The following is a 12,705-nucleotide window of genomic DNA, read 5'->3' on the forward strand; positions in this document are numbered from 1 at the left end:
ATCCCTGAAAGATGATCAGGTTGATAGGTTCGAGGTGGAAGCATGGTGACATGTGGAGCTGACGAATACTAATAGATCGAGGACTTAACCATATAATATGAAGCAATGTTATCTAGTTTTGAAAGAATATAAAAAACTTGTTGACTTTAAAAGTTAAATGAGTTACAATGATTCTTGTCTTAAATGAATACAGTCTGGTAATGATGGCAGAGAGGTCACACCCGTTCCCATACCGAACACGGAAGTTAAGCTCTCTAGCGCCGATGGTAGTTGGGACCTTGTCCCTGTGAGAGTAGGACGTTGCCAGGCAAATGGAGGATTAGCTCAGCTGGGAGAGCACCTGCCTTACAAGCAGGGGGTCGGCGGTTCGATCCCGTCATCCTCCACCATTTAGCCGACTTAGCTCAATTGGTAGAGCAACTGACTTGTAATCAGTAGGTTGGGGGTTCAAGTCCTCTAGTCGGCACCAGAAAATCATGGCGGTTGTGGCGAAGTGGTTAACGCACCGGATTGTGGCTCCGGCATTCGTGGGTTCGATTCCCATCAGTCGCCCCATTTTTCTTTTAAAATTAATATGCGGGTGTGGCGGAACTGGCAGACGCACTAGACTTAGGATCTAGCGCCTTTGGCGTGGGGGTTCGACTCCCTTCACCCGCACTTTTAATAAAATAACTCATACATGTCTTGCGGAAGTAGTTCAGTGGTAGAATACAACCTTGCCAAGGTTGGGGTCGCGGGTTCGAATCCCGTCTTCCGCTCCAATTTTCAATATGACATGCCGGGGTGGCGGAACAGGCAGACGCACAGGACTTAAAATCCTGCGGTGGGTGACCACCGTGCGGGTTCGACCCCCGCCCTCGGCACCATATGCGCCCGTAGCTCAATTGGATAGAGCGTTTGACTACGGATCAAGAGGTTAGGGGTTCGACTCCTCTCGGGCGCGCTTTTATTAACGGGAAGTGGCTCAGCTTGGTAGAGCACCTGGTTTGGGACCAGGGGGTCGCAGGTTCAAATCCTGTCTTCCCGATTTTCCAAAAACACGGGGCCTTAGCTCAGCTGGGAGAGCGCCTGCCTTGCACGCAGGAGGTCAGCGGTTCGATCCCGCTAGGCTCCACTTATTTAAATTTCATTTATGGCGGTGTAGCTCAGCTGGCTAGAGCGTACGGTTCATACCCGTGAGGTCGGGGGTTCGATCCCCTCCGCCGCTACCATAAAGGACCTTTAGCTCAGCTGGTTAGAGCAGACGGCTCATAACCGTCCGGTCGTAGGTTCGAGTCCTACAAGGTCCACCACTAAAGCTTTATATCTCGGAGGTATACCCAAGTTCGGCTGAAGGGATCGGTCTTGAAAACCGACAGGCGGCGAGAGTCGCGCGGGGGTTCGAATCCCTCTACCTCCTCCATTTTTTCTAAATTAAATATTTTATCATCGCGGGGTGGAGCAGCACGGTAGCTCGTCGGGCTCATAACCCGAAGGTCGCAGGTTCAAATCCTGTCCCCGCAACCAAATGGTCCCGTGGTGTAGTGGTTAACATGCCTGCCTGTCACGCAGGAGATCGCCGGTTCGACCCCGGTCGGGACCGCCATTTTTTTACATAAAGGCTCGGTAGCTCAGTCGGTAGAGCAGAGGACTGAAAATCCTCGTGTCGGCGGTTCGATTCCGTCCCGAGCCACCATTTTGAAGTCGCAAGCCGACTTAGCTCAACTGGTAGAGCAACTGACTTGTAATCAGTAGGTTGGGGGTTCAAGTCCTCTAGTCGGCACCACTTTCAAAATGAGCCATTAGCTCAGTTGGTAGAGCATCTGACTTTTAATCAGAGGGTCGAAGGTTCGAATCCTTCATGGCTCACCATTTACAATTTAATGCGGGTGTAGTTTAGTGGTAAAACAAGAGCCTTCCAAGCTCTGGTCGAGAGTTCGATTCTCTTCACCCGCTTTTCAATTATGGGCCTATAGCTCAGCTGGTTAGAGCGCACGCCTGATAAGCGTGAGGTCGATGGTTCGAGTCCATTTAGGCCCACCATAATTATTCCGCAGTAGCTCAGTGGTAGAGCTATCGGCTGTTAACCGATCGGTCGTAGGTTCGAGTCCTACCTGCGGAGCCATATTATAGAGAAGTACCCAAGTGGCTCAAGGGGCTCCCCTGCTAAGGGAGTAGATCGCGAACGCGGTGCGAGGGTTCGAATCCCTTCTTCTCTGCCAGAATTGGCCCGTTGGTCAAGTGGTTAAGACACCGCCCTTTCACGGCGGTAACACGGGTTCGAATCCCGTACGGGTCATACTAAAAGAGATAGCATAATCTGCTATCTCTTTTTTGTTGTGTAAAAGTGGACTTTTAATAGTCTGCTTTTTTTTATGGATGTCTTGTATACTTTTTTCTATTTGAATCGTCTAACTAATAGAAAGGAGAGAGCGATGGAGTATGAAAAGGTCATTATAGAAACATCAAAAAGTATTTATAGATATTTGCTTAAAATTGGAGTAACACCAGTAGAAGCAGAGGATATCGTTCAAGATACGATACATAAGGCGTTATTATCTATACCGAATATGAAAATTAAGTATATAAAAACATGGTTATTTCAGGTTGCGATTAATAGGCATCGTGATCTAGCAAGAAGGCAACAGCGTATTGAACAAATCCCGATTGAATCTGTTCAATTGATTGGAGCAAAAGGATTAGATGAGCCACTCTTAAAAAAAGAGCTTCAAGTAGAAATACAGAGCATACTTGGAAATATGAATCCAGTATATAAACATATTCTTTTATTAAAGTATGATTATGAACTCTCATATAAGGAAATAGCGGCCGTATTAGAGATGAAAGAAGAGACCGTGCGTGTTTCATTGTATAGGGCTCGAAATGAGTTTAAAAAGCAGTATAGGAGGTTTGAAGATGGGCAGAGATGATTTTGATTTTGATATAGATTCGAGTAAAGTATCAAAAATGTTGAAGAAGGCGAAGCAAAGACAATTATTAAAAATAATCGTAATTTCAATTGCACTTTTTATTGTTTTATTCTTCGGCTTCATTATAGGGATTTCACAATTGAATAATAGAGCTTATCTAGCTATGGATCGTGACGTAAATATGATTAGACAAATTACAAGGCCTAATACGGAACAAGGGGTAGCAATTACTTCTAATGGTTTATTTAAGAGCACAGTAGAATATAAAACGTATAAGGTTATTGAGGGAAAACCTGTTAAGTGGGAAGATGAAGTGTATGAATATAAAGTTTGGAATACATTTCGCCGATTATCGAATGTAAATCCATTAACAGTAGCAGATAATGTTGTAATGGGGAATGAGCGTATTAATAAAGCGAGTGAATTGTATAATAATCAAACGCTGGAAAGAGAGATGCAATTTTATCTGCCATTTGCTTCATATAATAGTTATATAAATGATATAGAGAAAATAAAAGATGAAAAGAAAGTAGCTGAATTGGCTATATCTTTTGATAAACCGTATAAGGTCTCTGAACTAAAAGACATGTTACCAGAAGGAGTGCATCCTGTTTGGTATTGGGTAGATACATATTATGATAAGAATTCGTATCATATTGATGATATGACTGAAAGTGCTTATAATGTGTACGGTTTTAAAGCAAAACAAGGTGATATTGAATTTGGAAATGGAACGGAAAAAGATTTTCTTTTAGCAATTCAAAATGGACTGGAGCAAAAGGGAAAGTTTTATGAGGAATATAAACGTATATATGATTACCTAAAAGGAAAGAAAGCAAAACCAAGTGAGCAAGATGTAAAAGTTATCGGTGTTGTTGTGACAGGAACGGCTGTGGATTTACAAAAATTAAACGGTCAAAATTATGTAAAGGCCGCTGTGTTAGGAGCTACCGCCGATTATAAATAATAAATTTAAAAAAGTTATATTAATTTAAATAGGATTACCTTTTCTTATACATAAGAAGAGGTAATCCTATTTTTCGAATATGCTTTAACTCTCTGCTGAACGCCGATCCGGTTTCATAACAGCATGACTACTATATGCGGAGTGGAGAGTTTTGTATCCTAAAAGTGCAATAGTTAAGGCAAGGCCTCCTGCTATAATAGCCACACTAAATCCTGCCGGAGCCCCAAAGTTATCAATAACTAAACCAGCTATTGCTGATCCTAGGGAGACTCCAATACCAAGGCCTGTAATTGCCCAAGTCATTCCTTCAGTTATTTTTGATTCAGGTACGATTTTTTCCACAAGCCCCATAGTAATAATCATAGTAGGAGCGACAGATAATCCTGCAAAGAAAACAATAACTACTAGCCAAGCAATAGTGTTTACGAAAACTAGTGGCAGCATTGTTATCATGGAAAGTGTGACTGCTATTAAAAATTGATTATATGGTGGAGTACGTAGTTTAAGAGTACCGAAAATTAGACCTGCCAGACAGGAACCAATTGCATAGACTGAAAGTACAAAGCTAGCAGCTATTGCGCTTCCTTGATGCTCAGCAAAAGCTACACTAACGACATCTATTGTGCCGAATATAGTACCTATAGCAATGAGTGTGAATACTAGCACTCGTAAAGAACCAATTTTAAATACTGTTCCTTTGTTTGTAATGTCGTGAGGATGCACAGGCGGTTCTGTGCTTTTTTGCATCGTGAATAGGCATACCCCAATTGTGAGAAAAACAGATGATAAAAGTGGTCCGGCTTCTGGGAAGAACATAACACTTAAACTGACAGATAATACAGGACCAATTATGAAGCAAATTTCGTCGACGACCGATTCAAAGGAAAATGCTGTATGCAATTTGTGGGATCCACGGTATAGTTTAGTCCAACGCGCACGTACCATGGCTGACATGTTTGGCATACAACCTGCACATAAGGCGGATAGAAATAGTGTCCAATAAGGAGCTTCATATTTCGTACATAGAAGTAAGAGGATCGTAAAGAAAACACTGATACCTGTAGTCTGAAGAAGTATGCGGGATTGCCTTAATTGATCGGCCATACGAGAAATATGAGGAGCTAGTAAAGCAGATGATAATGTAAAGGTGGCTGCAACAGCTCCAGTAAGCCAATAGTCACCACGTAACTGAGATAACATTGTAACAATACCAATACCCATCATTGATATGGGCATCCGAGCTATAAATCCTGCTAATGAGAATCCTTTTGTACCAGGAGCACTGAAAATCTCACGGTAGGAATTAAACATGATAATCACCAAAGTATTTGACGTTTATTACATATACATTCTTCATTCTTTTAACTCCTCCTCTGTTTCATTAATACCTTCTATAAAAAGGGACAGTGAGTCAATGTAGGATATAGGTAAGAAGTTATACTATCTTGTAAGCTAGAAATAATTGACATACGCACCGTATGCCAATATCATATTAACATACGACGCGTATGTCAATTCAAATGTTTTATCTCTGGATAGAGAGTTGACGTTTAAAGGAGTTATTCTTTTACATAGAGAAACGGTACTATAATGCAATTCATTTTGAATAAAGAGAATGAATAGAAGTAGGAGGAAAAGATGATTAAAAAAACAAGAGCAGAAATGATCACTGAAACACGTGCTAAATTGCTGCGTGCAGCAAGAGAGGCTTTCGGTACAGTTGGATATGTAAATACGTCTATGGATGATTTTACAGCATCTGTCGGTTTAACACGTGGTGCAATTTATCATCATTTTGGTGATAAAAAAGGATTGTTAGAAGCGGTTGTAAAAGAAATTGACATGGAAATGGACAATAAATTAGGGAAGGTATCAGATGAGGCGGAAGGAAAATGGGAAGGATTTGTTAGGCGTTGTCGTGCGTATTTAACAATGGCACTTAATCCAGAAATTCAGCGAATTGTACTTCGTGATGCACCAGCAGTATTAGGAACTAGTTATTATCAATCATCACAATCACAATGTTTAGCGACGATGGCGGAGATGCTTCAGCAACTAATGAAGGACAGTATTATTGAAAACACGGACTGTGAAGCATTAGCAAGATTCATAAATGGCGGACTAGTGGACCTTGCTTCTTGGATTGCGAATTCTGAAGATGCAGAAGCACAGTTGTCTAAAGCTTTGCATAGCCTATCACTTATATTGGATGGTTTATTACTAGAAAAGAATGCGTAATTTTAACGGATATTTTTTAATATACAGTAATGGTTAAAAGGGAGGTGATAAAGTATAGGCTAATTCATTTATTTCACCGTATTCTATATAAGCTAATTGACGTCCATCTTGTAAGGGTATGATGTGATCAGTCAGTTTAATCTTATAATGTGATTACATTTTTTGTGAATATTAGGATTTTGATTATAGAAAGTGAATTTAATTATAATGAGTAATCGAATCATAAATTTTTATTCACAATCTAAAGAAAACACCTAAAATGGTATGGATTCCACACCTATTCCATCAACTTTACACTCTATGTGAAAAAGTTCACAAATAGGTCATAATTTGTGAAGTAATTCACAATAATACGTGCTACAATATGAATGTAAAGAAGTTAAACAACATTAAATTAGTATTTTAATTAATTACTTAAACAATCATAAAAAAATATATGTGAACAATAGAGAGGGGAAATTACCATGAAAAAAGGTATCAATCGTGTAGTATTAGTAGGAACAGGAGCTGTAGGTTGTAGTTACGCTTACTCAATGATCAACCAAGGTGTAGCTGAAGAATTCGTATTAGTAGATGTTAATGAAGCAAAAGCAGAAGGGGAAGCAATGGACTTAAGCCATGCGGTACCATTCTCTCCATCACCAACAAAAGTTTGGAGCGGTAGCTATGCAGATTGTAAAGATGCAGATCTAGTTGTTATCACTGCTGGATTACCACAAAAGCCAGGTGAAACTCGTTTAGACTTAGTTGAGAAAAATACAAAGATCTTTAAACAAATCGTTCGCGGCATTATGGATAGCGGGTTCGATGGAATTTTCTTAATCGCTACAAACCCAGTTGATATTTTAACTTACGTAACTTGGAAAGAATCTGGTTTACCAAAAGAGCGTGTAATCGGTTCTGGTACTACTTTAGACTCTGCTCGTTTCCGTTACATGTTAGGTGACTACTTAGATGTAGATCCACGTAACGTTCATGCTTACATCGTTGGTGAGCACGGTGACACTGAACTTCCAGTATGGAGCCACGCTACTGTAGGTGTACAAAAGTTAGAAACAATCTTAGCTAACAACGAGCAGTACAAACAAGAAGACTTAGATAAAATCTTCGAAAATGTACGCGATGCAGCTTATCATATCATCGAACGTAAAGGTGCAACTTACTACGGAATCGGTATGTCACTACTTCGTGTAACTAAAGCAATCTTAAGCAACGAGAACAGCGTATTAACTGTATCGGCATACCTTGAAGGTCAATATGGTGAGAAAGATGCTTTCGTAGGTGTTCCAGCTGTTATTAACCGCGAAGGTGTACGTGAAATCGTAGAACTTGAGCTAAATGAAGAAGAAAAAGCGAAATTCGCTCATTCTGTAAAAGTATTAAAAGAAACAATGGCACCAGTACTATAATAATTGCTAAATAATTCAGAGGCGGGAAACTGCTTCCTACCTCTGAGTTTTTATATAATTTAATATAAATTCCTTTTCCGGTTTCCCTTGTATATCCCCAATATACCCCTTTTGCTGGATAAGGGTCGTTTATAGAAAAGAGCACTCTACTTTATATAGAGTGCTCTTTATTATTATTTTTTAGGTGTTAATCCTAATTTCTTTAAAATATCTGCCAGTGTACCGCTTTTTGATTTTTCAACAGGTATTTGTGATTTAGATGCATCTGGTCCTTTTTTCAAGAAGTTCTTTTCAACGAAACGAATATCTTTTTCGTCGACAATGCCATCTTTGTTAAGGTCGTCGTCTTTCACAGATAGTCCTTTTTTACCATAGTTGCTAGCGATAATTTCAGCATCTTTCAGATCAATTACTTTATCAGCATTTACATCACCAGCAAGGTTTTCGTCAGGTCGTGCATAATAATATTGACCAAGTAGTTTACCATCTTTTTCAGTACCTAGTTTTGTAGTTAGTCGGCTTGTTAAATGTCCTGGAACCTCCACGTATAAGTTATAATCACGTTTATTAACAGGAAGTCCATTCAATTTGAAGTAACCGTATTTATCAAGTGAGCCTTCAAACTTATGACGGTAAGAATCTGTTGCATATACTTTTACACCAAGCTTTGTATAATCGAATTTCTCATCTAAATATCCACGTTCATTTAAGAATGCACCAGGTTTAATATTTCCTTCTACTTTTGAGTTTAAAGACATAACTGAGAATGTTTGATCTTGAAGCACACGCATTCTGTTTGGCTCTGATTCACCTTGTTTCCAGTAAACGAACACCGGTAAATCTAATTGAGCATTTGCTTCATAAAACTCATCATTTTCTACCTTGAAAGTTACATCAATGAACGGGAAGTCACCATCTAATCCGGCGAAGTTTTTATCATCGATAGCTCCGCCTACTGTAACAGAACCTTCTTCTAGTTTCGGCTCATTTACTTTTGCGGTTACCCCTTTTTCAGAAAGGAGTTTTTCAAAAGCAGGATTCAATTTCGCATTTGCAAATTTGAAGTTCTTCTCTAGGAATTTTACGTTAAATTCTCCAGATACAAATTGTTTCACATGTTTGGCGTTTAGTGTCACAGTGAATTCATCATCTTTATATAATTCTTTTTTATCATAACTAGCTTTTGCATATTGAGCACCTTGCGGAATAAACCAATAGTTATTTACACCGCTTGGATAGTCAGGACCTGCAGTTGCATAATCGAAAATATATACGCCTGTGTTCATTGGACCTTCAGTTTTAAAGGAATCAGGTGTAATACCAACTTTAAAGTCACCATTTTCAGTAATAGGTAAAAACTTGTGCAAGTAGGGAGAATAGTCATAGTACATAACGCCGTTCGCTTCTTGCGTAATGTTTAATCCTTTTCCTCTTAAATAGTCAACGTTAGAATCATATACATTTCCTTTAATCCATAGTGCTTTTTTACCGTCTTCTACTGTATAGTTTTCTTCATTTAATTCATAAATACCAGGCTGTAATCCAGTTAATTTCACTTCTGGCGGTGTATTATCAATTACGACATAATCACCTTTCACACGTGCTTTCCCGGCTTTATCGTAGCCAACAAATTCAATTGTGTAATCTCCTTCTGGTAAGTCGATTTTTTCATCACCAATTGGTTTTGCAGGATCATTTGTAAAAGGATACACTCTGCCGTTAAAGAATGAATCTAAATAGTAATACACATCTGTTTTTAATCCACTCGTGTTTAATGTTCCGATGAAGCCAAGTGCTTTATTTGTTTTGGAATCTTTCACGATAAGATCTAACGTTTCAAGTTCGCTATTTAATTGGAACGCCCCGTGAACATATGATTCGCGGTATGGATTGAATGTAGATGTATCAGTTGAGATTGTTTTTCTTGATAATAGTGCATTTTCAATACCAGGCTCTGACACACGAATAGAGAACGGAATTTGATACGTTTCTTCTTTATTTTTCGTATTTGTAATATGAATATATCCTTCATATCGGCCTTGCTTTGCACCAGCTGGAATATTAATTTTTGCTTCAATTTCATCTGATTTACCAGCATCAATCGTAATTGTTTCAGAAGTAGAAATTTTCACACCGTTTGCGGTAGCGTCGTTAATAGCAGAAGAAGCTGGTGTATAAGAAATGTCTGTTTTAAATTCTTTCTTCTCTTGTTTATTGTGGTTTTCAATTTTAATTTTTCGTTTTTGTTCAATTGATTCCCCGTCTTTTTGATAGTATTTACCGAATGCAATGGATCCAGTTTCTTCTGGTACTTCAATCACTTCATCATTGACAATTGTTTTTGTCGTATCTAATACTTTAAAACTTGTTTCCGTGTGAACAGAGTTATAAGCATCTACTCGTCCAGCTTCAACTTCATATACGGAATACTTTTCTTTTAAATTATCAGCTGTGTTCATAAGAGATGCCTTTACATCGAATGGAGAGTATTCTGGGTGTTCTTGCAAAATAAGAGCAGCAACGCCAGCGATATGAGGAGATGCCATGGATGTTCCTTGCATACGTTCATAGGAAACATCGTAGTTTTCACCTTCTTGCGGGTCGTTAATATATTCAGGTACTGTTGAAAGTACCGCAACACCAGGCGCTGTAATATCAGGTTTAATATCATCATTTGATGTAACAGGGCCGCGTGAGCTAAAGTCTGCAAGATGATCGCCTTCTGTTTGAATGTAATTGATTTCATCGAAAGTTAAGGATGTTTTGCCTTGTTCAATTTGAGCTTTTAGTTTTTCGCCATCTTCTTTCGTTAAGCGGAATGCTGGAATGTATTTTGTACTTTCGCCAATGTAGTAAGGAATTTCTCCATCCACATTGTTATAAATAATAACTGCTTTTGCACCAGCTTGTTTCACATTTGCGATTTTTTCATCAAACGAGATTGTACCACGTGCAACGAGAGCAATTTTTCCTTTTACATCCTTTTTACTAAACTCGTCAGGAGTACCGATCCCTACAGATTCAATAGGGAGAGATTGTCCTTTGAAATCTTCTATTTTATCAGTGAAGTTTTTGCCGAATAAAATTAGGTTAGGGAATTGTAATTGCCCAGCATGACCGGATAGTTTCGGTAATGAAATAGAGCTATCACTTGCTCCAACTGTAATAGCAAATGGAGAAGCGCCTGGTGATCCAAGTGTCGCTGGATTTGGGCCAGAGTTCCCGGCAGCAACGACTGTAACAACGCCCGAAAGCATTGCGTTATTGACAGCGATAGACGTTGGATCAAGCGGATTGTTGCTATCGTCACCTAACGATAAGTTAATGACGTTCATACCGTCAGAAATAGATTTATCGATTGCAGCAATAATACCAGAACTATCGCCGCTTCCGTAAGGACCTAGTACACGATAGTTATACAGTTCAATGTCAGGTGCAACACCTTTTATTGCGGAATCTGATTTATTTTTCTTTTGAGCAGAAACGATACCTGCTACGTGAGTACCATGCGCAGTATAGAAGGAAGAACCACGATCATCAAATTCAGGAGCGCCAGATTGTTGCCACTCTGTATAAGTTGTTTCCATCGGATCTGCATCGTTATTAATAAAGTCCCAACCTTTTACGGAGTTTGGGTCTACCTTACTAGAATCCTCACCCGATTTTGCGCGATAGCCTTTATACACGTCTTTTAAGTCAGGGTGATTGTAATCAATACCTGTATCTAATACACCAACTTTAATTCCTTTTCCGGTAATACCCTCGCTATGTAACTTATCTACCCCAATTTGCGGAATGCTATCTGTTAGTTTTTGAGGTGCTTTCTGCTCTGCTTGTTTTGGTAAATTTAATTTCACATCGTAATCTTTCCAAATACGTTTTACAACGCCAATGCGTAACAATTCTTCAACTGTATTTGCAGGTAACGTTAGCGCAACACCATTTATAGCGTGCTTATAAGAACGTTTAATTTGTACAGACTGGAAATTCCCTGATTTTACTGATGGGCTGAATTGATAAAGGCGTTTTAATCCTTTTTGGAATTCCTCATGTTCTTGATCAATACGTGCCTTTATATTTTCAGGAGCAGCTTGTAACCCTTTTTCTTTTTGTTTTAATTCATTAATCTTTACTGGAGCAGTTTGAAATTCTACAATGATATTTACTGGTTCAGAACTACTCGTATTAATATCTGGCGAAATAGTAAAACCAGGATTGGCATCTAACGTTTGTAATGCTTGGCGCTGTTCTTTAGAAAGTTTTGATAGTAAAGACTGGGCGTTTGAAGAGTCAATTTGGTTAATAGGGTTTTCAGCAAGTACATTGAACGGAAGGGCAGTTGAAAATAGAACGCCAGCCGTCACAATTCCGGTAACAAAACGATTTTTCTTTTTCATATATAGGCCTCCGATAATTTATATTTTAAAAATTATTTCTCCACGCCTGGTGTTTGCTCTGCATGGAATGTCCAGTTTAGCTGCAGGGAATCACCCTGGAATTTATTTTGATCTTGGTCGTTATCTTCAAAGGAGAAGAGAACGTGTAAATAGTCTGTTTCACCAGACTTAATACCGTCTATTAAGTTATGACGTTCTAGAGAAGTAGCTACATCCTCAGGTTTCATAGTTTTTAATTCTGATAATTTTGTTTCCCACAAAATTTCATGATCATCATTTGGATTAGATGGCTTTCCATCATTCACTAAAAATTTGACGATGATGTGATCGCCTAAATCTTCACCATCATTATTTTGCTTTGCATCTGTAACTTCATAGGATGTTTCAAGTGCTACTTTTGCAATATGCAATGTTCCTTTATTTTCAAGCTTGAAGTTTCTTTCAATCAAATCACCTGGTTTTAAATCTTTCACATTAACAATTACACTTGGGTTAATAGAAAGATCTAGTGTACCAGCTTGAAATGAGTTACTAGATGTTTCAGAATCACTGAAATAGGCGAATACACCGCCGAATGTAAGGGATAAGCCAAGTGAAGCTGTGACAACTCCCATTCCAACCTTTTGTTTTAATGACATAAGAAAGCCTCCTAATTTAATTTTTTATCAAACTTTTTCCTGGAGCATGGACAGAGTAAACATAGTGTTTCAGTATGAATTATATTTGCGAGAGTTCGTAGTTCTTTATTGAGAACAAGTGTATGCTTATGAATTTTCCATTTCAAT

7 protein-coding genes, 22 tRNA genes and 2 rRNA genes (1 of these 31 cut by a window edge) are annotated in these 12,705 nt (G+C 38.7%); 28 read left to right on the top strand and 3 right to left on the bottom strand.

Annotated elements, in window-relative coordinates; translation table 11 throughout:
* The 26 genes from QCI46_RS02815 to QCI46_RS02940 form a co-directional block, all read left to right on the top strand.
* Positions 1-92, top strand: a 23S ribosomal RNA gene (locus QCI46_RS02815) (it extends 2,830 nt beyond the left edge of the window).
* 101 nt (positions 93-193) lie between these two features.
* Positions 194-309, top strand: a 5S ribosomal RNA gene (gene rrf / locus QCI46_RS02820).
* Positions 310-313: 4 nt separating this feature from the next.
* Positions 314-389, top strand: a tRNA-Val gene (locus tag QCI46_RS02825).
* A gap of 4 nt (positions 390-393) precedes the next feature.
* Positions 394-469, top strand: a tRNA-Thr gene (locus tag QCI46_RS02830).
* Between the two features lie 10 nt (positions 470-479).
* Positions 480-555, top strand: a tRNA-His gene (locus QCI46_RS02835).
* Positions 556-576: 21 nt separating this feature from the next.
* Positions 577-657, top strand: a tRNA-Leu gene (locus tag QCI46_RS02840).
* Positions 658-686: 29 nt separating this feature from the next.
* Positions 687-761: transfer RNA gene (locus QCI46_RS02845), tRNA-Gly, on the top strand.
* A 16-nt stretch (positions 762-777) separates the two neighbouring features.
* Positions 778-866 (top strand) — tRNA-Leu (locus QCI46_RS02850).
* A gap of 3 nt (positions 867-869) precedes the next feature.
* A tRNA-Arg gene (locus QCI46_RS02855) sits at positions 870-943 on the top strand.
* Between the two features lie 10 nt (positions 944-953).
* Positions 954-1,027, top strand: a tRNA-Pro gene (locus QCI46_RS02860).
* A 14-nt stretch (positions 1,028-1,041) separates the two neighbouring features.
* A tRNA-Ala gene (locus QCI46_RS02865) sits at positions 1,042-1,114 on the top strand.
* A 20-nt stretch (positions 1,115-1,134) separates the two neighbouring features.
* A tRNA-Met gene (locus QCI46_RS02870) sits at positions 1,135-1,211 on the top strand.
* 4 nt (positions 1,212-1,215) lie between these two features.
* A tRNA-Ile gene (locus QCI46_RS02875) sits at positions 1,216-1,292 on the top strand.
* Between the two features lie 17 nt (positions 1,293-1,309).
* Positions 1,310-1,402: transfer RNA gene (locus QCI46_RS02880), tRNA-Ser, on the top strand.
* A gap of 27 nt (positions 1,403-1,429) precedes the next feature.
* Positions 1,430-1,506, top strand: a tRNA-Met gene (locus QCI46_RS02885).
* A 3-nt stretch (positions 1,507-1,509) separates the two neighbouring features.
* Positions 1,510-1,585: transfer RNA gene (locus QCI46_RS02890), tRNA-Asp, on the top strand.
* Between the two features lie 14 nt (positions 1,586-1,599).
* A tRNA-Phe gene (locus tag QCI46_RS02895) sits at positions 1,600-1,675 on the top strand.
* 14 nt (positions 1,676-1,689) lie between these two features.
* Positions 1,690-1,765, top strand: a tRNA-Thr gene (locus QCI46_RS02900).
* Between the two features lie 10 nt (positions 1,766-1,775).
* Positions 1,776-1,851 (top strand) — tRNA-Lys (locus QCI46_RS02905).
* 13 nt (positions 1,852-1,864) lie between these two features.
* Positions 1,865-1,935: transfer RNA gene (locus QCI46_RS02910), tRNA-Gly, on the top strand.
* A 10-nt stretch (positions 1,936-1,945) separates the two neighbouring features.
* Positions 1,946-2,022, top strand: a tRNA-Ile gene (locus QCI46_RS02915).
* Positions 2,023-2,029: 7 nt separating this feature from the next.
* A tRNA-Asn gene (locus QCI46_RS02920) sits at positions 2,030-2,104 on the top strand.
* A gap of 6 nt (positions 2,105-2,110) precedes the next feature.
* Positions 2,111-2,201, top strand: a tRNA-Ser gene (locus QCI46_RS02925).
* Positions 2,202-2,206: 5 nt separating this feature from the next.
* Positions 2,207-2,278 (top strand) — tRNA-Glu (locus QCI46_RS02930).
* A 136-nt stretch (positions 2,279-2,414) separates the two neighbouring features.
* Positions 2,415-2,909, top strand: a complete 495-nt coding sequence (locus QCI46_RS02935; RefSeq protein WP_172553702.1) for an RNA polymerase sigma factor — start codon at positions 2,415-2,417, stop codon at positions 2,907-2,909.
* Positions 2,896-3,876, top strand: a complete 981-nt coding sequence (locus QCI46_RS02940; protein ID WP_353839544.1) for an anti sigma factor C-terminal domain-containing protein — start codon at positions 2,896-2,898, stop codon at positions 3,874-3,876. Before QCI46_RS02935 ends, QCI46_RS02940 begins: the two co-directional genes overlap by 14 nt.
* An 84-nt stretch (positions 3,877-3,960) precedes the next feature.
* Here the strand turns inward: QCI46_RS02940 and QCI46_RS02945 are convergent, their stop codons facing one another.
* Positions 3,961-5,187 carry an MFS transporter gene (locus tag QCI46_RS02945; protein WP_353839545.1) on the bottom strand — a complete coding sequence of 409 codons (1,227 nt, stop codon included), beginning with the start codon at positions 5,185-5,187 and terminating at the stop codon, positions 3,961-3,963.
* Between the two features lie 327 nt (positions 5,188-5,514).
* Between QCI46_RS02945 and QCI46_RS02950 the strand changes: the two genes are divergently transcribed.
* Entirely contained in the window at positions 5,515-6,114 is a 600-nt protein-coding gene (locus QCI46_RS02950) for a TetR/AcrR family transcriptional regulator (RefSeq protein ID WP_353839547.1), read from the top strand.
* A gap of 464 nt (positions 6,115-6,578) precedes the next feature.
* Complete coding sequence (locus QCI46_RS02955; protein WP_048541166.1) at positions 6,579-7,523, top strand: L-lactate dehydrogenase; 945 nt, start codon at positions 6,579-6,581, stop codon at positions 7,521-7,523.
* A gap of 173 nt (positions 7,524-7,696) precedes the next feature.
* Here QCI46_RS02955 and QCI46_RS02960 read toward each other — a convergent pair whose 3' ends face one another.
* A complete protein-coding gene (locus QCI46_RS02960) occupies positions 7,697-11,920 on the bottom strand; it encodes a S8 family serine peptidase (RefSeq protein WP_353839548.1) in 4,224 nt (1,407 codons plus the stop codon).
* 32 nt (positions 11,921-11,952) lie between these two features.
* Positions 11,953-12,558, bottom strand: a complete 606-nt coding sequence (locus QCI46_RS02965; protein ID WP_088064688.1) for a CalY family protein — start codon at positions 12,556-12,558, stop codon at positions 11,953-11,955.
* Positions 12,559-12,705: the final 147 nt, after the last annotated feature.

It is taken from the genome of Bacillus cereus group sp. RP32, from assembly GCF_040459735.1.
In the GTDB taxonomy this organism is placed as follows: Bacteria; Bacillota; Bacilli; order Bacillales; family Bacillaceae_G; genus Bacillus_A; species Bacillus_A wiedmannii.